Annotated in this window: 18 protein-coding genes; 5 read left to right on the plus strand and 13 right to left on the minus strand. The window is 62.8% G+C overall.

The features are described 5' to 3' along the window. The 11 genes from KZH41_RS04320 to cbiE form a co-directional block, all read right to left on the minus strand. Positions 1 to 1011 carry a FecCD family ABC transporter permease gene (locus tag KZH41_RS04320; RefSeq protein WP_094949775.1) on the minus strand — a complete coding sequence of 337 codons (1011 nt, stop codon included), beginning with the start codon at positions 1009 to 1011 and terminating at the stop codon, positions 1 to 3. Next, a complete protein-coding gene (locus tag KZH41_RS04325) occupies positions 1008 to 1955 on the minus strand; it encodes an ABC transporter substrate-binding protein (protein ID WP_263274429.1) in 948 nt (315 codons plus the stop codon). Before KZH41_RS04325 ends, KZH41_RS04320 begins: the two co-directional genes overlap by 4 nt. Beyond that, on the minus strand, positions 1952 to 2740 hold the full coding sequence (locus KZH41_RS04330) for an ABC transporter ATP-binding protein (protein WP_242154168.1): 789 nt from the start codon (positions 2738 to 2740) through the stop codon (positions 1952 to 1954). The genes KZH41_RS04325 and KZH41_RS04330 overlap by 4 nt, the downstream gene beginning before the upstream one ends. Before the next feature lie 183 nt (positions 2741 to 2923). Then, the gene (locus tag KZH41_RS04335) at positions 2924 to 5032 is read right to left on the minus strand and encodes a TonB-dependent receptor (protein ID WP_263274430.1); all 2109 of its coding nucleotides are present in this window, start codon (positions 5030 to 5032) and stop codon (positions 2924 to 2926) included. A gap of 152 nt (positions 5033 to 5184) precedes the next feature. Further along, on the minus strand, positions 5185 to 6567 hold the full coding sequence (locus KZH41_RS04340; RefSeq protein WP_263274431.1) for a PepSY-associated TM helix domain-containing protein: 1383 nt from the start codon (positions 6565 to 6567) through the stop codon (positions 5185 to 5187). Between the two features lie 137 nt (positions 6568 to 6704). After that, on the minus strand, positions 6705 to 8765 hold the full coding sequence (locus tag KZH41_RS04345) for a TonB-dependent copper receptor (protein WP_263274432.1): 2061 nt from the start codon (positions 8763 to 8765) through the stop codon (positions 6705 to 6707). 93 nt (positions 8766 to 8858) lie between these two features. Continuing rightward, positions 8859 to 9221: a DUF2946 domain-containing protein gene (locus KZH41_RS04350; protein ID WP_094949819.1), complete on the minus strand. Its 363-nt coding sequence runs from the start codon at positions 9219 to 9221 to the stop codon at positions 8859 to 8861. Positions 9222 to 9285: 64 nt separating this feature from the next. Continuing rightward, positions 9286 to 9768 carry a copper chaperone PCu(A)C gene (locus tag KZH41_RS04355; protein ID WP_263274433.1) on the minus strand — a complete coding sequence of 161 codons (483 nt, stop codon included), beginning with the start codon at positions 9766 to 9768 and terminating at the stop codon, positions 9286 to 9288. Between the two features lie 46 nt (positions 9769 to 9814). Then, a complete protein-coding gene (locus tag KZH41_RS04360) occupies positions 9815 to 10210 on the minus strand; it encodes a DUF2946 domain-containing protein (protein WP_094949782.1) in 396 nt (131 codons plus the stop codon). Between the two features lie 274 nt (positions 10211 to 10484). After that, positions 10485 to 11204, minus strand: a complete 720-nt coding sequence (locus KZH41_RS04365) for a cobalt-precorrin-6A reductase (protein ID WP_263274434.1) — start codon at positions 11202 to 11204, stop codon at positions 10485 to 10487. Next, positions 11201 to 12406, minus strand: a complete 1206-nt coding sequence (cbiE, locus tag KZH41_RS04370) for a precorrin-6y C5,15-methyltransferase (decarboxylating) subunit CbiE (protein ID WP_263274435.1) — start codon at positions 12404 to 12406, stop codon at positions 11201 to 11203. Before cbiE ends, KZH41_RS04365 begins: the two co-directional genes overlap by 4 nt. 38 nt (positions 12407 to 12444) lie before the next feature. On the opposite strand from cbiE, the gene cobG reads away from it, so the two are divergent. The 5 genes from cobG (at position 12445) to KZH41_RS04395 (ending at position 17798) form a co-directional block, all read left to right on the plus strand. Next, positions 12445 to 13791 (plus strand): precorrin-3B synthase, encoded by a 1347-nt coding sequence (cobG, locus tag KZH41_RS04375; RefSeq protein WP_263274436.1) that lies wholly within the window; start codon positions 12445 to 12447, stop codon positions 13789 to 13791. After that, the gene (locus KZH41_RS04380) at positions 13784 to 14410 is read left to right on the plus strand and encodes a precorrin-8X methylmutase (RefSeq protein WP_094949786.1); all 627 of its coding nucleotides are present in this window, start codon (positions 13784 to 13786) and stop codon (positions 14408 to 14410) included. Before cobG ends, KZH41_RS04380 begins: the two co-directional genes overlap by 8 nt. After that, entirely contained in the window at positions 14410 to 15141 is a 732-nt protein-coding gene (locus tag KZH41_RS04385) for a precorrin-2 C(20)-methyltransferase (RefSeq protein WP_094949787.1), read from the plus strand. Before KZH41_RS04380 ends, KZH41_RS04385 begins: the two co-directional genes overlap by 1 nt. Next, positions 15141 to 16778: a precorrin-3B C(17)-methyltransferase gene (gene cobJ / locus KZH41_RS04390; protein ID WP_263274437.1), complete on the plus strand. Its 1638-nt coding sequence runs from the start codon at positions 15141 to 15143 to the stop codon at positions 16776 to 16778. The genes KZH41_RS04385 and cobJ overlap by 1 nt, the downstream gene beginning before the upstream one ends. Before the next feature lie 237 nt (positions 16779 to 17015). Beyond that, positions 17016 to 17798 (plus strand): hypothetical protein, encoded by a 783-nt coding sequence (locus KZH41_RS04395; RefSeq protein WP_094949789.1) that lies wholly within the window; start codon positions 17016 to 17018, stop codon positions 17796 to 17798. Here the strand turns inward: KZH41_RS04395 and KZH41_RS04400 are convergent. After that, on the minus strand, positions 17795 to 18391 hold the full coding sequence (locus KZH41_RS04400; protein ID WP_017253590.1) for a MarC family protein: 597 nt from the start codon (positions 18389 to 18391) through the stop codon (positions 17795 to 17797). The two genes, KZH41_RS04395 and KZH41_RS04400, sit on opposite strands and share 4 nt — an antisense overlap. A 131-nt stretch (positions 18392 to 18522) precedes the next feature. Further along, a complete protein-coding gene (locus KZH41_RS04405) occupies positions 18523 to 21294 on the minus strand; it encodes a hybrid sensor histidine kinase/response regulator (RefSeq protein ID WP_263274438.1) in 2772 nt (923 codons plus the stop codon). Between the last annotated feature and the right edge of the window lie 76 nt (positions 21295 to 21370).

Genomic DNA, 21370 nt, shown 5'->3' on the forward strand with positions numbered 1-21370 from the left:
TCAGCGCTTGCGCATCAAACCGATAAAAAACAACCCGCCAATCGCCGCCGTCGCCACGCCAATGGGCAGGTCTTCGGGGGCGATGAGGGTGCGTGCTGCGACGTCGACCCACACCAGGAACACGCTGCCCAGCAGCACGCACACCGGCAGCAATCGCCGGTGCTCGGCGCCCACCAGGCGTCGGGCGATGTGCGGCACCATCAGCCCGACGAAGCCGATGGAGCCGCTGATAGACACCAGCACGCCGGTCATCAGGGACGCGACCAGAAACACCTTGAGCCGTACGTTGCGCGCGTTCAGGCCCAGGGTCACGGCGGTCTGTTCGCCAGCCATCAACGCATTCAACGGCCGCGCCATGCCCAGCAGCAATACCAAGCCCAGCAGCACGGTAGCGGCGGGGATCGCCAGCAGCTCCCAGCGCGCGAGGCCCAAGCCGCCGAGCATCCAGAACATGACTGCCGACGCGGCGCGGTGGTCGCCCATAAACAGCAGCAGGTTGGCCACCGCCATCATCACGAACGACACGGCCACACCGCACAGCAGCAGGCGATCACTCTCCAGGCGGCCGTTACGACTGGCCACGGCCAACACCACCAGCATGCTCAGCAGGGCACCGACAAAGGCGGCGATGGGCAGGGTTAGCAGGCCGATGACTTCCCCCACATGCAGCACCACGATCACCGCGCCGAGGGTGGCGCCGGAGGTCACGCCGAGCAGGTGCGGGTCGGCCAGCGGGTTGCGTGTCACCGCCTGCAGCACCGCGCCGATCAAGGCCAGCCCGGCGCCCACCAGCGCGCCCAGCAGCATGCGCGGCACGCGGATCAGCCACACGATGTGCTCCTGCCCCGTGCTCCAGTTCACCGCGCCAATGCCGAACGCCTTGTTGAGTAAAATCCGCCACACCACGTCCACCGGCACCCGCGCCGAGCCGAACCCCAGCGAGATCACGCAGGACACCAGCAACAACGCGCCAAGGGCACTCAATAGCAGGGCGTAGCGACGCGTGATCATTCGCCGTGGAACCCCTTGGCCAGGGTTTCAACCGCCAGCACATTGTCGATACCCGGCGTGGCCTGCACGTAGGGGATCACGATAAAACGCTGGTTCTTGATCGCGTCCACTGATTGCAGGGCCGGGTTGTTGAGCAGGAATTTCTCTTTTTGATCAGCAGTGATTTCGCTGTAGTCGACGATCACGATCACCTGCGGGTTGCGTTCCACCACGGTTTCCCAGTTGACGCGGGTCCAGCTGGCGTCGATGTCATCGAGAATATTGCGCCCGCCGGCTGCATCGATCAGCGCCTGCGGCATGCCCAGGCGGCCTGAGGTCATGGCGCGGTCTTCACCGCTGTCGTAGAGGAACACCCGTGGCTTGTCGGCGGGCAGGTCTTTTTGCACCTCGGCCACTTGCGCCTGCATCTGTGCGATCAGTGCGTTGGCGCGGTCTTGCACATCGAAGATCTTGCCCAGGTTGCGCACGTCGTTATAGGTGTCTTCCAGCGTGGCAGCCGGGCGCTTCATCACGAACGCGCACGACTCGGTCAGCTCATACACGTTGATGCCCAAGGGTTGCAGGGTTTGCGGCGTGAGGTCGCCGCCCACGCGCATGCCGTAGTCCCAGCCGGCGAAGAAGAAATCTACGTTGGCATTGAGCAGGGTTTCCACCGACGGGTACTTGCTCGCCAGCTCCGGCAGGCCGTCGAGGTGCTTGGCCATTTCGGGCGTCACCGACTTCCAGCCAGTGACGCCGCTGTAGCCAGCCATGTTTGGCTTGAGGCCCAGGGCGAGCATCATCTGGGTCATGTTGATGTCGTGGCTGACCGCGTGTTTGGGCGCCTGCTGAAAGGTCACATCGCGGTTGCAGCTTTTGAGGGTCACCGGGTAATGGGTCGCGTCGGCGAACGCTTGGGCAGTGCCGAACAGCAAGGCGAGAGACAGCAGGGCGCGCAGGGTCATGGTTGGGTTATCCAGGTGATTCGGGGGTAGCCGGACAAAGGATGGGTGTCGATCAGGGCGTCGACGGCAAATACCTCGCGCAGCAATTCGACGGTAAGCACTTCGTGGGGAGGGCCGCTGGCGACAATGCGCCCGTGGTTGATCACGTACAGGCGATCACAGAAGGCGGCGGCCAGGTTCAGGTCGTGGATGCTGGCCAACGTGCCGATGTTCAAACGTTTTACCAGCCGCAACAACTCCAGCTGATAGCGTGGGTCGAGGTGGTTGGTCGGCTCGTCGAGGATCAGCAGTTGGGGTTGCTGGGCCAGGGCGCGGGCCAGGATCACTCGCTGTTTTTCACCGCCCGAAAGGGTGGCGAAGGCATGGTCTTCGAAGTCCTGCATGCCGACCGACGCCAACACGCTGCGAACAAGCTGTTGGTCGTGCAGCGTGTCGCTGTCGAACAAACCCTTGTGGGGCGTGCGGCCCATGGCGACCACTTCGTCCACGCGCAAACCGAAGGCGTCGGGGAATTCCTGAAGCACCACGGCGACGCGTTGCGCGCACCACTTTGCGCTGTGCTTCCACACATTCTGATGCTCAAGCAACACGTCGCCGTGTTCCGGTTTGCTGAAGCGATAGGCGCAGCGCAGCAGGCTTGTCTTGCCACTGCCATTGGGGCCGATCAGCCCGACAAACTCCCCCGCACCGACCTGCAGGCTGGCGTCACGCAGCTGGAACTGGTGCAGGCAGTGGTCGTGGCCCGGTGGTGTCCAGGCAAGGTCGGTCAGGGTGAGCGAGGTCATCAATGTTCTCTTGTTCAACACAATTCAAAGGTGGGAGCTGGCTTGCCTGCGATAGCGGTGGATCAGGCACACCGTTATCGCAGCATCGGTATCTACACAACTTTCAATGCCAGCCACAATCCTCCGTGGCGAGCGGGCTTGTTGTGGCAAGCCAACTGCCACACTGGAGCCTGTGTTGTTCGGTTAAAAGGTGTAGTCCGCCGTGACGAAAAACGAGCGCGGTTCACCCAGGATCCACTGTTGGCCATCGTTGTATTGGCTGACGGCGTAGGTGCGGTCAAACAGGTTGTTCAGTTGCAGGCCCAGGGTGGTATTGCGCAGCGCCTTCCATGACACGGTGGCGTCAACCACGGTGTAGCTTGGCAGTTCGTTCTGGTTGGCCATGTCGGCGTAACGCGCATCGACATAGCGCACGCCGGCACCGGCGCGGATGCTGTCGGTCACGGCCTTGCTCAGCCACAGGTTGGCGGTGCGGCGCGGTACGTCCACCGGGCGGTTGCCGTCGCGCGATACTTGCACGCCGCCGACATCCTGTTTGAACGCGTCGTACTGCGCACGCACGATGGCGGCGTTGGCTTGCAATTGCCAGGCGTTGGGCAGTTGTAGGTCGAGGCTGGCTTCCAGGCCGTTGGAGGATTGCTGGCCGACTTGCTGCTTGAGGTTCGGGTTGCCCGGGACGTCGGTGAGCAGTTTCTTTTTAACGATGTGGTAGGCCGCCAACGTCCATTCGCCGCGCTGGTCCCAGAACGCCTGCTTGATGCCAATTTCGCCCTGCTTGGCCGTGGACAGGTCGAACTGCTGCTGGCCCGGGCTCAAGGAGATCAGGCCGCCGACGCCATCGGTGCTGGTGGCGTACTGGCCGTAGACCGAGGTGTCTGCGGTGATCGCATAGACCAAACCGGCCTTCCAGTTGTTGCCGGTGAGGGTCTTGTTGGACTGGTTGCCATCGCGCAAATCATCGCGGTCGATGTGCGCATAGTCGCGTCGAATACCGGTGATCAGCGACAGTTGGTCGGTGAGCTGCAAGCGGTTTTCGGCAAAGCCGGCGACCGTTTTAGTGGTGGTGGCGAACAGCGGTTTGAACGGGTCTTTGCTTTGAAACGCAGCGGGCGCCGGATGGTACAGGTCGATCGGCTGGCCGTTTTTAAGCACGTCGTCAAAGGGCGAGTTGCTGGCGAGGCGGAAGCGAATACGGTTGTATTCCACACCGGCCACGGTCTGGCTGTCGAGGCCAAACAGCGTGTGCTTGAAGGTGAAGGTCTGGCGGTCGCCCACCTGTTCCTGGTTGTGCTTGATGCCGAAGTTACCGCTGCGGGTCAGCTGACCGTTGGTGAAGTTGTAGTTCTCGGCGTTCTGCCAGCGGCGCTGGTTTTTCAGGTAGTACAGCTCGTTGGTGGCGCTGACATTGTCGTTGAGTTGCCACTCGCTGGTCAGGCGCGTCCACTGATCGTTGTAGTGCAGGGTGTCGTTGCTGACGTTGTAGTTCTTGTCGCGCAGGCTCTTGTGCAATTGGCCGTTGAGCAGCGGTGTGCCGAAATAATTCTGTGGGCGCTGGTCGCCGTAGTCGCTGGCCAGGGTGAAGCTCAAGTTGTCGGCTGGTTGCCAGCGCAGAGCGGCGCTGACGAAGTCGCTGCCGGAGTCGCCACGGTCGATGAAACCGTTGCTGCGCAGGCGGTTGAGGTTCAGGCGATAGCTCAGGGTGTCGGTCAGCGAGCCGCCACTGTCCAGGGCTTGCTGCTGGCGATCATAAGAGCCGTAGCCCAGGCGGACATGGTTTTCGATGTCGCCGGTGAAGGGCTTTTTCGAGCGTGTATTGACCACCGCACCGGTGGCGCCTTCGCCGTACAGCACCGAAGCCGGGCCGCGCAGCACGTCCACGCGCTCCACCGCCCAGGTGTCCACCGGGAAGGTCGATGTGCCCATGCCGGTGTACATGCGGTTGCCGTCGTACAGTTGCATGACCGAACTCTGCCCGGTAAAACCGCGTGCCTGCAACGAGGTGCCACCGTCGCCCGGCGTGCCGGTGCGGCTAATGCCGGAGGCACGCGAGATGGCGTCCTGCACGCTGGCGTCGCCGCGTTCGCGGATTTTCTCGCCGGTCTGGCTCTCGACACTGCCGGGCGTCTGCAAGGCCGTGAGGTTCAAGCGCGAGCCGGCGGTGGTCGGGGTGTTCAGGTCGACGCGCTCGTCATCCACGGCGGGCGCAGTCACGGGGCTGGCGGGCAGAGTCAGGGCCTGGGCGCTGTTGTGCAGGGCGAGCAGGCACAGGCCGCACGCGAGGTACTTGTTCATCGGACGATCAATCACTTCTTGAAGGGTGTGCTCGCCGCAGGGCGCGGCGAGCAACGATAACGCAGAAAGTGTTATAAGTTAACACTTATTGGCTGCGCGACGAAAGTCGCGCAAGGCTACAGAAGGGCTCTGCCGTGGGCATCTCGCCTGCTTCATGCAGAACCTGAGGCAGATTCACGTGGGTTGAAAAAACGCGCCAACACCAGACGATCCAATACCCACACCACGATCAACGACGCGCCCACCAACGGGAAGATAATCGCCAGCCCGAGCATGATCACCATCGCGGTTTTCCACTTCGGCAGGTCATGGCGCAACGGCGGAACACCCAAACCTCCCACGGGCCGACGCTTCCACCAGATCACCACGCCACTGACGGCGCTGAGCAGAATCATCAAGCAAATCACCAGCACGATCAGTTGATTGACCCAGCCGAACATCTTGCCTTCATGCAGCATCACACCGGTCTCAGTAGCACGGGCGACGGTGTTGTAGTGTTCCCAGCGCACATCGGCGAGGACTTTGCCGGTGTATTGGTCCACGTGCAGGGTGGCGTCGTTGCGCGGGTCGTTGGCGAATACCGCGATGGTGAACACGCCTTCGGCGGTGGTGGGGAAGGTGATGCTGTAGCCGGGCTCGACCTTACGTGCGTTGGCCAGGTCGACCACGTGTTGCAGGCGCACGGTGGGGGCGGCCGGGCCAGAGTGCATGGCGCCGTGGTTCATGTGTTCGGCGTGGTCGCCGGACATGGGCATCGGCGTGTTTTCCATGGCCCAGGGCACGGTTTGCTGGCTGGCGGTATTGAGCACGCGGGCCTGCTGATCGGACTGCGGCACGTTGTTCCACATCGCCGCCGGGAAGGTGTTCCACAGCTCGGCGTATTGCTTGCCCCAGAAGCCGGTCCAGGTCATGCCGCTGAGCAGCATCACCAGTAAAAAGGCCGCGCCCCAGAAGCCGGCGACCGCGTGCATATCGCGCCAGAACACCCGGCCACGAGTGTTAAATCGCGGCCACAAGACCCCGGCCGACGACTTGCCGCGCGGCCACCACAGGTACACGCCGGACACCACGAGCATCACGCCCCAACCGGCGGCGAGTTCCACCAGGCGATCGCCGACGGTGCCGATCATCAGCTCACCGTGCAACGCGCGGGCGATGGCTTGCAGGTTGTATTTGGCATCCTGTTCGCCAAGCACGGTGCCGCGATACGGGTCGACGAACACGGTCACTTCGCGCCCATCGTGACGCATCACGAATTGCGCGCTGCTGGTGGCGTCGGCAGGCGGCAAATATTTGCTGATCTTGCCTTGGGGAAAGGCCGCCTGGGCGCGTTGCAATTGTTCGTCGGCACTCAATGCGTGTTCGGCGCTTTGCACCTTGAGCAGGTCGCCATACATCAGCGGGTCGAGCTGGGGTTTGAACAGGTAGATGATGCCGGTGAGGGCCAGCAGCACCATGAAAGGGGCGACGAATAGCCCGGCGTAGAAGTGCCAACGCCAGGCCAGGTTGTAGAAGGAAATCTTTTGAGTGGTCATCAGGTGCTCCGCAAAGGCTTTAAAAATTTTTGTCAGTTATGCAGCCATCGCGGGCAAGTCGCACCGCCGCTCCCACAGGGGAATGTATTTCAACTGTGGAAGCGGCGGTGCGACGATTCGACTTGCCCGCGATGCTGTTAGAAGCTCATGTCCACCTTGGTCCAGAGCGTGCGCCCCGGTTCCTTGATGGCTTGCGGGTCGTTGGCCGGGTAGCCGAAGCCTGCGTTACCGGCCAGGTTCAGGTGCTCGGCGTAGGCCTTGCCGAAGAGGTTGTCGACGCCGGTGCTGACCTTGAAGTTTTTGTTGATGCGGTACGCCGCGTTCAGCGAGAACACGCCAAAGCCGCCGCTCTTGTCGAAGTCTTTACCGACCACGTTGCCCTTGTTTTGGTCGATGCGGTTTTGCGCCGCGACTACGCGCCACAAGGCACCGGCGCTCCAGTCGTCTTCGCTGTAGGTCAGGCCGAAACGGGCGTCCAGCGGTGGCATTTGCGGCAGCGCTTTGCCGTCGCTGCTGTTCTTGCCCCAGGCGTAGGCGAGGCTGGCGTCGGCCTTCCAGTTGCGCGTCAGCTTGTAGGCTGCACCCAGTTCGCCGCCCATGATCCGTGCATCGACGTTACGCGCCTGGGAGGTGGTGCCCATCATGCCGGGCTTGTAATCGAACAGGATAAAGTCGCGTACCTGGCCGATATAAGCCGAGGCCCAGGCTTCCACATCGGCGGTTTTGTATTGTGCGCCGAAGTCGAGTTGGGTGGTCTTTTCCGGCTTCACGCCATCGAAGGCATTCACCGAATCGGCGGCGCCGGTTTTGGGCGAAAACAGCTCCCAGTAATCCGGGAAGCGTTCGGCGTGGCCCAGCCCGGCGTAGACGGTGGTCGGGCTGTCGGCCAAGTCATGCTCATAACGCATAAAGCCTGACGGCAGGGTATCGGCGCGGGTGTTGTCGGCGGTCGGGTTGGGGCGCGACATCATTCCTGAGCCCGTGCGCTGGCGGAAATCCTTGGCCGAGGCCCGGTCCAGGCGCGCACCGGTGATCAGACGATCGCGGTCGGCGGCGTACCAGGTCAGTTCGCCGAACACCCCGTAGTTGTGGAAGTTGGCGTCTTTGTTGCGCGGCAGATTCTTGTAGGTGTCGATGCCCATGCTGCTGCGTTGGCGGTGCTCGTTGGTCTGCGCATCCAGGCCGCTGATCAACTGCACATCGGCCCAGCGCCAAGTGGCCTTGATCCGCGCGCCGAGGGTGCGGCGGTCGACGTTGGAGGCCATGGGCCCGGCCATCATCCCGGTGCCCGACGGCGTGCGCAGGCTGTAGTTGTCCATCACATGGTCGGCGTAGTTGTAGTAGACCTGGGCCTCGACCTTATCCAGCACCTCGCCGATATTGGACTTCTCGAAACGCAGGCCCAGGCTTTCGCGCAAGAACTGCGAACCGTCCATGCCGCGCCCGGCGTAGCGGGCTTCACCATCGCCACGGCCGGCGGTGAGTTCCAGCAGGGTGTCGGCGTCGGGGGTGAAACCGACCGCGACGTCGCCGTTCCATTTGTCGTAGCGCGAGGCGACTGTGTCGTTGTTGCCATCCTTGTAGTCATCGGCATGCGCTTGGTTGCCGATCACCCGCACATAGCCCAGCGGCCCGCCGGCGGCGGCATCGATGACTTTGTCGAAGCGCCCGTTGGAACCGGCCAGCACGCTGGCGTTGACCCGTGTGCCCAGTTCGCCGAACTGCTCCGGCTCACGCTCGAACAGGATGGTACCGGCCGAGGCGCCCGGGCCCCAGAGCACGGTTTGCGGGCCTTTGATCACGGTCAGCTTGTCGTAGGTCTCCGGCGAGATATACGAGGTGGGCGCATCCATCCGGCCGGGGCAGGCGCCGAGCATCATGCCGCCGTTGGTGAGGATATTCAGGCGCGAGCCGAACATGCCGCGCAGCACCGGGTCGCCATTGGTGCCGCCGTTGCGCACCAGGGCGAAGCCGGGGATGGTCTTGAGGTAGTCGCCGCCATCGCTGGCGGGCACCGGTTGGCGCGGGTCTTTGGGGTTGGTGATCACGGTCAGCGGCGAGCTGGGGGCAATCGCAGTGATCACCGTGGGGCTCAGATCATGATCTTCCGCGTGAACCTGTGGCACCAACAGTGCGCCACACAGAACAGCGAAAACAGGGGTACGTCCCAAACGGGTGTCAGCAGAAAACCTGGACATGAAAAATTCCATCAATCATTCGTAAACAACACGGCCAGCAGCCTGCGGCTGTCTGTCTAAAGTCGGCCGGGGTGAAGTAACGCGGTGAAGTGCTTACGCGGTGATGGGTGGCGCGCGGCTGCGGGCGCCGGGGAAGATGCTCTGCCGGGCATGGCCCAGGCGTGGGGCGGGGGTGAGGGCGTTGGCCGGCGGCGGGGTGCCAAGGGTGACGTAGGACACGCTGCCGGGCAGGGCCGGGCAGCTGAAGAGCAGGCTGCAATAGCCGCACTTTTCCCAGAGCACGTGGTGTTCGTCAGGCGTTTTACTGTGTTGCGGTGGGGCGCCATGGCAGTTGGGCATGTCCATGGACATTTCCATCGACATACCGGCGTGATGATCCATCGGCATCGCTTGGGAAATCAGCGGACCGATAAAGATCATCAGCATGGCGAACAGGCTGATCCAACTGCCGCGCATCAAGCCCATGGGCTTGCGGCGCTGCGCGGATAACCTGGCGCGAGGGGCGCCCATCGAGGTTGGCCTATTGAGCGTGCATATGCTCGTGGCCCGCCATCGGCGGCGTTTTCTGAACCGAGACTTCCACTTCAACCTTGCCGGCTTTTTCGAACGTCAGGGTCAGGGGGAATTGCTTGCCATCGGCCAACAGGCTACGGTCTTTGAGACCCAGCAGCATCACGTGATAGGCCATCGGCGCGAAGGTCAAATCACCCTTGGCCGGCACGGCAACGCTGGGCACTTGTTGCATCTTCATCAAGTCGCCTTGCATCACATGCTCATGCAGTTCGGCTTTGTCCGCCACAGGCGTCTCGACGCTAAGTAAGCGGTCCGGCGTTTCCCCGGTGTTATGAATCACAAAATACGCCGCGACGGTCGGCGCATTGGGCGGTAATTCCTGAGACCAGGGATCGCTGACCAGCAAGTCGCCGGCCTTGTAGTCATCGGCATTGGCAGCAACGCACACCGGCAGCAACAACGCAGCCAGAAGCAGGGAAGATTTGAGCATGGCAGTTCTCCAGAACGGTTCTAAACGCAGTTCACTTGCGAAGAAATCAGGCCGTTGGAGAGGCGCGCGGGTTGAGGCTCGGCCATTGCTGGCGCGGTGTAGGCGCTTGCAGTGAAGGTGGCGGCAGGCTCTGCACCGCCGCAAACCGTGTGACGTACAACTGCGGCACATGCCCCGGCAACGCCACCAGCGGCGGCGAGCCCGAGCAACACCAGCAATGCTGCATGGTGGAGTGGTCGTCCTGCTGCGGCGCCGGAATGTCCAGCTTGCCCAGGGCAATGGTCTTCAGGCTGGCGCCATTAGACGAACAGAAACTGCCCCACAGCAATTGCTGCACGGGGTCACTGGACTGCTGCATCGCACTGGCCATCGGCATGGCAAAGGCGTTGAACAGCACTGCAAAGCAGGCGATCCACACAATTGCAAAGCGTTGACGGGCCATGGCGGACAATCCGTAGGGTTAAACGATCAGGTGGGTATTTAGCCTGATCGATGGGGATAAGTAAAAAGCGCAGGTGTGGTTTGGTGTCGCAGTGGTTGCCTTCATGATAGTCGGGAACCACGGATTGCCAATTTTTCAGACGGGTCGCGACATCCGGCGTGACGTTGAACCCTGTGGGAGCTGGCTTGCCTGCGATGGCATCACCTTGGCCTAACTGGAAGACCGAGCCGTCTGCATCGCAGGCAAGCCCGCTCCCACATTGGAAAGGTGGTGTTTAGAGAGTGTTGACTGCCTGTAGCACCGCAGCCACGTCGGTGAACTCTCGATCTACCGCAGCCAACACTGGACGCTTCAATACAAGCACCGGCATTCCCAGCTCGCGAGCCACTTCCAGCTTCGGTTCAGTGGCCGTGCTGCCGCTGTTCTTGCTGATCAGCACATCAATCCCACGCCGCTCAAACAACGCGCGCTCATCCTCGATCAGAAACGGCCCACGCGCACCGATGACTTCACAGCGCGCATTCCCCGGATACACATCCAGCGCGCGCAGCGTCCAGAACTGCTCCGGCGGAATTTCCTCGAGATGCTGCAACGGCTCGCGCCCAAGAGTGAACAACGGCCGCTTGAAGGGTTTCAACGCTTCAATCAGCTCGGTCCAATCACTGACCTCACGCCAGTCATCGCCCGCCTGCGGTTGCCACGCCGGGCGGCGCAACGCCCAGCAAGGGATGCCGGACAGCGTTGCAGCCTCGGCAGCATTCCGGCTGATCTGAGCTGCATAGGGATGGGTGGCGTCGAGAATCAGGCTGATGTGTTCCTCACGGACAAACTGCACGAGGCCCTCAACGCCACCATAACCGCCGACACGCACGTGGCATGTGAGGTCCGTCGGTACGCGGCCCACGCCCGCCAGGCTATAGATGTGCTCCGGGCCCAGAGTTCGGGCAATGGCCAGGGCTTCAGTCACGCCGCCCAACAGCAGGATGCGTTTCATAGTGGTTTGACCACTTCCAGCAAGGTGATCGGCAGCGCCTGGCGCCAGGTGTCGAACTCACCCAACGGCTGGGCCTGCGCCACATGAATGCGAGTCAACTCGCCGCCGTGCTCCGCGCGCCAGGCCATCAGGGTCATTTCGCTTTGCAGAGTCACGGCATTCGCCACCAAGCGGCCGCCGGGGCGCAGGTGCTGCCAGCAGGTGTCGAGTACGCCCTCGCGGGTGACGCCGCCGCCGATGAAGATCGCATCCGGTGCTTCCAGTCCGTGTAATACGTCCGGGGCCTTGCCGCGAATCAGGTGCAGGCCGGGCACGCCGAGGGCGTCGCGGTTATGTTCGATCAGGCCTTGGCGGCCGGCATCGGCTTCAATCGCCAGTGCACGACAGCTCGGGTGGGCACGCATCCATTCGATGCCGATAGAGCCGCTGCCCGCGCCCACATCCCAGAGTAACTCGCCGGGCATCGGCGCGAGGCGGGCGAGGGTCATGGCGCGCACATCGCGCTTGGTTAGTTGGCCGTCGTGTTTGAACGCCGAATCCGGTAGACCGGCGAGGCGCGACAGGCGCGGCGTATTGGCGTCGGCGAGGCAGTCGATGGCGACCACGTTCAAATCGGCGACCTGGGTGTGCTCCCATGACTGGGCCAGTCCGTCGATACGCTGCTCATCCACGCCGCCTAAGTGTTCAAATACGGTCAACCGGCTGGACCCAAACCCGGACTCAACCAAAAGCGAGGCAATCGCCGCAGGGCTGCGCCCGTCATTGCTCAACACCAGCAACCGCACGCCACTGGCCAAATGTGCATTCAGCGCCGCCAGCGGCCGCGCGACCACTGACAATGTCACCACTTCCTGCAACGGCCAGCCCAACCGCGCCGCTGCCAACGACACCGACGACGGCGCCGGCAAAATCAGCAACTCTTCAGCCGCCACCTGCCGCGCCAAACTGGCGCCCACGCCATAGAACATTGGGTCGCCGCTGGCCAGCACGCACACAGGCTCGCCGCGCCGCGCCAACACCGGCGCCAGGGAAAACGGGCTAGGCCACAACTGACGCTCGCCACGAATACACACCGGCAACAGGTCCAACTGACGCTGGCCGCCTATAATCCGGGAGGCGTGCAACAAGGCGTGCCGGGCGTTTCTGCCCAGCCCCTTGAAGCCGTCTTCACCGATGCCTACTACCGTCAGCCAGGGCGACATATCAATTCCTTGAACGACATCCGACGGGCAGGCTTTTCATGCCACCGGACAAAGCAGGCATAATACCGCGCCTTTACCCGTCAACCGGTAGCCCCGTGAACCCAACGCCTGCTCTGAACACCTTGCGCCCCTCGGCTTGTCCGGGGTTGCTGCGTATTGTCCAGGCGTTGGATGGTGGCATTTGTCGAATCAAATTGGCCGGTGGGTCGATCACTGCCGCCCAGGCGATTGCCGTGGCGGATGCAGCCCAAGCCTATGCGGGCGGGGTGATCGAGGCCACCAACCGCGCCAATCTGCAGATTCGCGGGATTGGCGCCGAGCAGGGCGCCTTGATTGCCGCGCTGCTGGCCGCAGGCCTTGGCCCGAACAACGCCGCTGGCGACGATGTGCGCAACCTGATGCTCAGCCCCAGCGCCGGCATCGACCCGCAGATGCTGTTCGACACCCGCCCGCTGGCCGACCAGATCCTCGCCACCTTGCAAAACCATCCACGGTTTCATGAGTTGTCGGCCAAGTTCGCCGTGCAGCTGGATGGCTTTGAGGCCCTGGCGATGCTCGAGCATCACCACGACCTGTGGCTGTCGGCGTTTGAGCGTGATGGTGAAACATTGTTGGCCTTTGGCTTAGCCGGTTGCCCGGGGTTGGATGCGCCATTGGCGGCTGTGCCCCTAGAGCAAGGTCATGCTTTGGTCGTTGCCGTGCTCGAGCTGTTTCTCGACTTGGCGACCCCGACGCAAACTCGCATGCGTCATCTGGCTGTGGATAACTTACTGGCCCGTCTAAACCTGCCGCTGCTGCCGGTGGATGGCTTCAAACGCCCGGCCAGTGAGGCTCTATTGCATTTAGGGACTTATCCACAGGGTCAAAAAAATCAGTTCTACGTCGCCGCCGTTGCGCCATTGGGTCGTTTGGATTCAACCATGCTTAAAGGCGTCGCGCAGCTGGCCAGTGAGTGTGGCGACGGCACGTTGCGCTTTACGCCTTGGCAGGGCGTGCTGCTGCCCAATGTTCAAAATCATGACGCCGTTACTGCGCAGTTGGAGCGGTTGGGCTTTCTCTGCTCAGTCGACCAACCCCTGGCGCGCATGATCGCCTGCACGGGCTCAAGTGACTGCGGCAAAGGCCTGGCCGACACCAAGGCCGACGCCCTGCAATTGGCCGCGCTGCAACCCGGCGTTGAGGTGCACCTGTCCGGCTGCCCACGCTCCTGCGCCGCCGCACACACCGCGCCGGTCACCTTGCTGGCGGTGAGCCCCGGCCACTACGACGTCTATTTTCGCGACGCAGCCCAACCCGGTTTCGGCCGGCTGCACGCGCGCACTCTTTCCATTGAAGCGGCGGGCGCCCTGTTACGCGCACGCTCACGGAGCAACACCGATGATTGATTACATCCGCGACGGTCAGGAGATCTATCGCAACTCCTTCGCCATTATTCGCGCGGAAGCCAAGTTGGACCGCATCCCGGCCGACCTGGAAAAACTCGCGGTGCGGGTGATTCATGCCTGCGGCATGGTCGAGGCCATCGACGGCCTGCAGTTCTCCGAAGGTGCAGGCAAGGCCGGGCGCGATGCGCTGGCCGCTGGCGCACCGATTTTGTGTGATGCGCGAATGGTCTCCGAAGGCGTGACCCGCACACGCCTGCCGGCCAACAACGAAGTGATCTGCACCCTGCGCGACGACAGCGTGCCGGAGCTGGCGCGGGAGCTGGGCAACACCCGCTCCGCTGCCGCGCTGGAACTGTGGCGCCCGCACCTGGAAGGCAGCGTGGTGGTCATCGGCAACGCGCCGACCGCGTTGTTCTACCTGCTGGAAATGCTCGATGCCGGCGCGCCGAAACCGGCGTTAATTCTCGGCTTCCCGGTCGGCTTCGTCGGCGCCGCCGAATCCAAGGCGATGCTGGCGGCAGACAGCCGTGGCGTGCCGTTCGTGATCATGCAGGGCCGCCTGGGCGGCAGTGCGATGGCCGCCGCAGCGGTTAACGCCTTGGCCACGGAGGTCGAATAATGCCGGCACGCGGACGTTTGATCGGCTTGGGCGTGGGCCCCGGCGACCCGGAACTGATCACGCTCAAGGCCCTGCGCCTGCTGCGCGAGTCGCCGGTGGTGGCGTACTTCGTGGCCAAGGGCAAGAAGGGCAACGCTTTCGGCATCATCGAAGACCACTTGGTCGCGCAGCAGACCTTGATGCCGCTGGTGTACCCGGTGACCACCGAAGTGCTGCCGGCGCCGCTGTCTTACGAGCAAGTCATTAGCGACTTCTACGACACGGCCAGCCTCGACGTCGCCGCGCACCTGGACGCCGGCCGCGATGTGGCGGTGATCTGCGAAGGCGACCCGTTCTTCTACGGCTCCTACATGTACCTGCACGACCGCCTCGCCGAGCGCTATGAAGCCCAAGTCATCCCCGGCGTGTGCTCAATGCTCGGCGGCGCCTCGGTACTCGGCGCGCCGTTGGTGTATCGCAATCAGAGCCTGTCGGTGCTGTCGGGTGTGCTGCCCCATGACGACCTCAAGCGTCGCCTGGCGGATGCCGATGCGGCGGTGATCATGAAACTGGGCCGCAACTTCCCCAAGGTGCGCCAGGTGCTGGAAGAACTCGGTTTGGCCGAGCGTGCGCTGTATGTGGAGCGCGCGACCATGGCCAACCAGAAAATCGTGCCGCTGGGTCAGGTCGACCCGGCGTCTTCGCCGTATTTCTCGCTGATCATCGTGCCGGGTGAAAGGTGGCAAGGTTGATGCGCCCGGCGATCGTCATTCTGGGTCAGGGCAGCCTGGCCACGGCGCGCAAGATTGCGCAGGTTTACCCCGGCGCGCTGATTCATGGTTTGGCCGGGCGGGTTGAAGGTGCCGACCAGACCTACAGTGAGTTCGGCGCGACCCTGCGCCAACTGTATCAACAAGGCACACCGCTGATTGCGCTGTGCGCCGCCGGCATCGTGATCCGCACCCTGGCGCCGCTGCTGCTGGAAAAGGGTGAGGAACCCGCCGTGCTGGCTGTGGCCGAAGACGGCAGCGCCGTGGTGCCCTTGCTCGGCGGCCTCGGCGGTGTGAACCTGATGGCGCGCGACATTGCCGCCGCGTTGGGCGTGTCTGCCGCGATCACCACCAGTGGCGAGTTGCGTTTCGGCACCTGCCTGCTGAACCCGCCGGCCGGTTATCAGCTGGCGGACCTGGAGTTGGGCAAGCGTTTCGTCTCGGACCTGCTCGCCGGCGAAAGCGTGCGCATCGAAGGCGCGGCGCCTTGGCTGGACCAGGCCAATTTGCCGCAGGATCAGCACGCGCGCCTGGCGATTCATGTGGGCAGCACCGAACGTGTGCCTTCGGCTAACGAGTTGCTGATTTATCCAAAGAACGTATGCGTCACCTGCAAGCCCGGCGTGCAGTTGGCTGAGCGAGTGCGTGCGGCATTACATGACGCAGGCATTGCGCTGCAAGCCCTGGCCTGCCTGTTGGCCAGCGAGCTGCAGATGGCCGACGCTTCACTGCATGAGGCTGCATTGGAACTGGGTGTGCCGCTGCGTTTTGCTGGCGTGACTCAAGAGGCCGACATCGTCATCAGCGTTGCCGAGCAACCGCTGGACCTGGCGCATGTCGGGCGCCGGCGTGGTCGTTTGGCGGTGATCGGCCTGGGCCCGGGCGCCGCCGAGTTGATGGTGCCGGCGGTCAAGGCTGAACTGGCGCGCTGCACCGATGTGCTGGGTTATGAAACCTATGTGCGCATGGCCGGGCCGTTTCGCGACGATCAAGTGCAGCACTGCACGGATAACCGCGAGGAAATGCAGCGCGCGCGTCACGCGTTTGAGCTGGCCGCGCAGGGCCGTTCCGTGGTCGTGGTGTCGTCCGGCGACCCCGGCGTGTTCGCCATGGCCGCTGCGGTGATCGAAGCCTTGCACGAGTCCAGCGACCCGGCCTGGCATCAGGTCGACCTGGAGATCCTGCCGGGTGTCTCGGCCTCCCTGGCCACCGCCGCCCAGGCGGGTGCACCGCTGGGCCATGACTTCTGCGTGATGTCGCTGTCGGACAACCTCAAGCCCTGGTCGATCATCGAAAAGCGCCTGGACCTCGCGTCCCAGGCCGACCTGGCCCTGGCGTTCTACAACCCGATCTCGCGTTCGCGGCCTTGGCAGCTGGGCCGCGCGCTGGAGATCGTCGCGTTGCACCGCACGCCGCAGACCCCGGTGGTGCTGGGGCGCGACATCGGTCGCCCAGGCCAGACCCTGCGTGTCACCACGCTTGGGCAATTGACGCCGGAACAGGTCGATATGCGCACCATGGTGCTGATCGGCTCGTCCACCACGTGCGTGTTCCCACGTGCTGGTGGCGGTGACTGGGTGTATACGCCGCGCTGGTATGGCGAGAAGCTCGCCGGCTGAAAACGGCCTGGCGCACGCAAGAAGGCTCCGAGTAACGCTGGGTGAAAACCTGCTGCTACTCGGAGCTTTTTCTTTTTTTATCGATGAAATCCGGACGGCCTGCGTGTACGCCTCGTTATTGCTGGGTGGCGCTTTTTCCACGGGTGGGCCAAGCGATGTTTGTCGCCTGGAAAGCCCGCCCGCCACTGGACTAGTGTGGAGGAAAACCCCATGTGGGGTGCTTGTGGAGAACTGAAAATGGAGCGACATCACAAAAGGATCATCAGTGCGAAAAGGCGCAAGTTGATTGCCGCCTACAAGCTGCCAGGCGCACCGGGAAAGACGCCCTCTGTACCGGTGGGCACCGTGGAGGATGATTGCAACGCGGCCGTGGTGAACAACGGGGTGATCTCGTTTATCGAGGGCATGTCCGCCTTGAACCGCGAGTACGTGCGCAAGAGCTACCTGCTGGCGAGCAGCTATGTCAGCGATGTGTTGAAGGTGCAGCGCGGTACCGAGGTTTGGTACGACGAATTTATTAAGGTGATGGTCAGCCTGGGCTGGCTGCCGGTGCGCAGCCGCTTCAAGCGGGTGTCGAGCTCCGGCAAGGGCCTGACTGTACAACTGGCGGCGCTGAATATCATTGCGACAATGCTGGCATCGACTTCGCTGGCCGGGCCATTGCTCGCCGCACTGCCGAAATTAGCGGCCGACGCGCTGGAGGCGCTCAAGCGTCAACCCGTCTCGTTCGAGCTTTTCAAACGCAACAGCACGGTGCACCAAGGCGGTGATTTTGGCCTGGCGTCTTGTGCCGAAACCGATGGCGAAGTGACGATGGTGCTGGTGACTTACAGCTCCCACGGCGTGAGCAAACAGCTGGGGCTGCCGTTTCTGGAATGGGACAGTGCCTCGTTCGAGGCCTTCAGCGGGCAGACCTGCCTGGTGCTGAATACCTCGGTGGTCAACGAAAAAACTGTTCAGCTGATGCGCGAAAGCGCAGGTGACAAGGTGCAATTGGCAATCGCCAAGTACCGGATCTAGGGCACCAGGTAACCGCGCACCCCGGTAAAGATGATCTGCGCGGCGAGGGCGCACACGAACAACCCCATCAACCGGCTCACTATCTGCAAGCCCTGGTCACCCAGGATGCGTTCGATCCGGTTGGACAGGTACAGCACTACGCCCACCGTGAGGCTGGCCAGGGCGATACTGAGGATGGCCATGATCTTGTCATCCCAGTGCGGTTGGCTGACGCCCATCACCAGCAGCGCACCGATGGTGCCGGGGCCGACGGTGAGCGGGATGGTCAGCGGCACGATGGTCACGTCCTGCTGCACATTGTCGGTCTGCACCGCTGACTTGCCCTGGGCCATGCCCAGGGCGGAGATAAACAGCACGCTGCCGGCGCCGATGCGGAAGGCGTCCACGGTGATGCCGAACACACTGAAAATTACCCGGCCGAACAGGTAGAGCAATACGCTCGAGACCAGTGTTGCCAGGGCCACTTTCCAGGCCAGCCGCCGGCGTTCCTTGCTGGAGTAACCCCGGGTCAGGCTGATAAAGCAGGACAGCACAAAGAATGGGCTGTAGAGCACCAGCATCTTCAGGTAAACGCTGAATAACACGTGGAGCATGGGGGGCGGCTCGCGGGCGGGGGAAGTGGGGAGAGTCTAACAGGCGACACTGATCAAATGTGGGAGCTGGCTTGTTGTGGCAAGTCCGCTCGCCACAAAAGCCTGCTCCCACATTGAGATCGCATTTTATGTCAGGACGGGGCGTGTTCCGGCCGCAGCTGACGCTGTGCCACCCAGAATTCCACCAACTCGCGCAACTGCGATAACTCCACCGGCTTGGCCATATGCCCATCCATCCCCGCCTGGCGTGCACGCTCTTTATGCTCCGAGAGAATGTGCGCTGTAAGCGCAACCACCGGGGTACGAATGCGTTGGTGGCTAACCTCCCACGCCCGCAGTTGCTGGGTAGCAGAGAAGCCATCGAGGATCGGCATTTCACAGTCCATCAACACCAAGTCGTAACGCTGGGCCTTCATCGCCTCGAGCGCTTCTTCGCCGTTACTGGCGGTGTCCGGGTTGAGGTTGAGCTTGCCGAGCATGCCGCGAATCACTTTGGTGGAGATGCTGTTGTCTTCGGCCACCAGGATGCGGAAATCGGCAGGCACGGTCACGGCTGCCGGTGCGCTGAGGGCCACGCGTGGCACCACCACGCCTTTGCTGCGCTGGGTCAGTTCGTCGGCCAGGGTGGTCTTGAGCGTATAGCCGGCCACCGGCTTGGCGAGGATGCGCTTGATCCCGCAGTTGCGCGCGATGATCTTGCTTGGCGCGTTGCTGATGCCGGTGAGCATGATTAGCAGGATGTCGTGGTTCAGGCTTGGGTCTTCCTTGATCTTCGCCGCCAGTTGCATGCCAGTCATGCCGGGCATGTTCTGGTCCAGCAGCACCACGTCGAAGTAGTCGCGCAAGTGCGCCTTGGTGCGCAGCAACGCCAGGGCCTCTTTGCCGGACGGCACGGCACTGACGTTCAGGCCCCAGGCTGTGCATTGTTGCACCAGCACTTTGCGGCACGTGTCGTTGTCGTCCACCACCAGCACCCGTGCGCCTTTGAGCGGGCCGTCGAGGTCAGAGGTCGGGTGCTCCAGGCGTTCCGGGTCCAGCGGCAGGGTCAGCCACAGGGTGCTGCCTTGGTGGCTGCCGCTCTTGATGCCGAACTCGCCGTTCATCAACAGGATCAGTTGGCGGGCGATCACCAGGCCCAGGTGGCCGCTCAAGCGTGTGGCCGAGAGGAAGTTCTTGCTGTGCAGTTCGCTGTGCAGCAACGCGTCGCGCTCGGCGGCTTCCATCGGCAGGCCGCTGTCTTGCACGGCAATGCGCAGGCGCGGTTTGGTGCTGCGCTCGTCGAGGGCGACGACGATCAACACTTCACCTTCATCGGTTTTTTGCAGGGCATTTTCCAGCAGGCTCAACAGTGCCTGGCGCAGGCGCGTCGGGTCGCCACTGATGACGCGGGGCACCTGGGGTTGAATAAAACTAATCAGTTCGACGTTCTGCTGCTCGGCCTTGGCGCGGAAGATACTCAGGCAGTCTTCGATCAGCGCATTGAGGTCGAATTGCACGTCGTCCAGCTCGATCTGCCCGGACTCCAGCTTGGAGATGTCGAGGATCTCGTTGATCAGCGTCAGCAGTTCGTTACCGGCGCTGTGGATGGTCTGTACGTAGTCGCGCTGCTTCACCGACAGCGGCGTGCCCAGCAACAATTCGGTCATACCCAGCACGCCGTTCATGGGTGTACGTATTTCGTGGCTGATCTTTGCCAGGAACTCGGCCTTGGCGGCGATCTCGGCATTGCTCGCCGCCAGGTCGCGGCTGAGGCTGAAGCGCGCCTCGACAATCGCGCGCTGGCGCTCGCCGAGGGCCAGGCTCATCAGCAAGCCGCTCAGGCAGATAAAGCCGAGCAGCGTGACGATCAAGCCTTGCGGGGCCACCAGCGTCAGGCCGAGCAGGGCTGGCAGAATGATCAGCGTGCCGATGTTGAACACCACCATCGCCGCCATGAACAGACGCGCCGGCCGGTAGCCTTTTTGCCAGTGATACGCCGAGACAAACAACATGCTCAAGCCGGCCAGGGCGACCAGTGCATAGGTGATGATGTTCAACGGCAAGGTATTGACGAACAACAGCAGCAGGCCGCACAGCACGATCAGCAGGATGTCGGCCATCAACAGCTTGTTCAGCGGGTGCGGGCCCAACGGCATGAAAAAACGGTAGGCAAACATCAGCCCGCACGGCGCGGTCAGCAGCAGGGCGAGGTAGGCGCCTGGTGTCTGCACCGCGTGCCAGTTTGGCAGCCACGGCCCCACGAGGTTCAGTAACAGCGCCAGGCTCAGCATCAACAACACTTCGCAGGCCGCCAGCCACAGGCTGCTGCGTGAGCGGTGGTAGGCGAAGCGCGTGAGGTTGTGCAGGATCAGCATCAGCAGGCAGCCGAACAGCAGGCCGTAGATCAACGTCTGGTTCTGGTCGGCGGCGGCGAGCACGGCCGGTTCCAGGGTGATATAGGGACGCAGTTCGTGCTCCGAGACCAGGCGCAGGTACACCTCAAGCGGCTTCTGGCTCTGTGGCATCGGCAGCATGAAATCGCTGCTGGGCAGCGGGCGTTCCGCCTGGGGCTGGCGGGTGCCGGTGCTTTGTTGTTCCACCAGGGTGTCGCCGTCCAGTACATAGAGGCTCAGGTGGGAGAGATCCGGGGCAAACACCCGCAGCACTTGCTCGTGCTTGCCGGGTTGCAGCTTGAAGCGTACCCACAACGCACCGTCCGGCTCTGCGGCGGTAATCCGGTCCAGTTCGATGGGGCTGAATTGATTGGTGTAGCGAGCCGAGCGGATGTCGCTCAGTTGCAGGTCGGCCTGTTCATCAAGCAATACTGCCCAGCCAATGCCTTGCGCGGCGGCCTGGGCCGGGAACAAGCAGAGCAGAGTCAGCAGACTGACTGTGAAACCTATGGCGATCCTGAGCCAGCGCACGGCGAAATCCCTTCGTAGGTTGATGCACGGGTTAACTATGCGCGGGGCGACATGGGTACGGCAAGGGCCAGAGGCC

It is taken from the genome of Pseudomonas sp. YeP6b, from assembly GCF_025642995.1.
In the GTDB taxonomy this organism is placed as follows: Bacteria; Pseudomonadota; Gammaproteobacteria; order Pseudomonadales; family Pseudomonadaceae; genus Aquipseudomonas.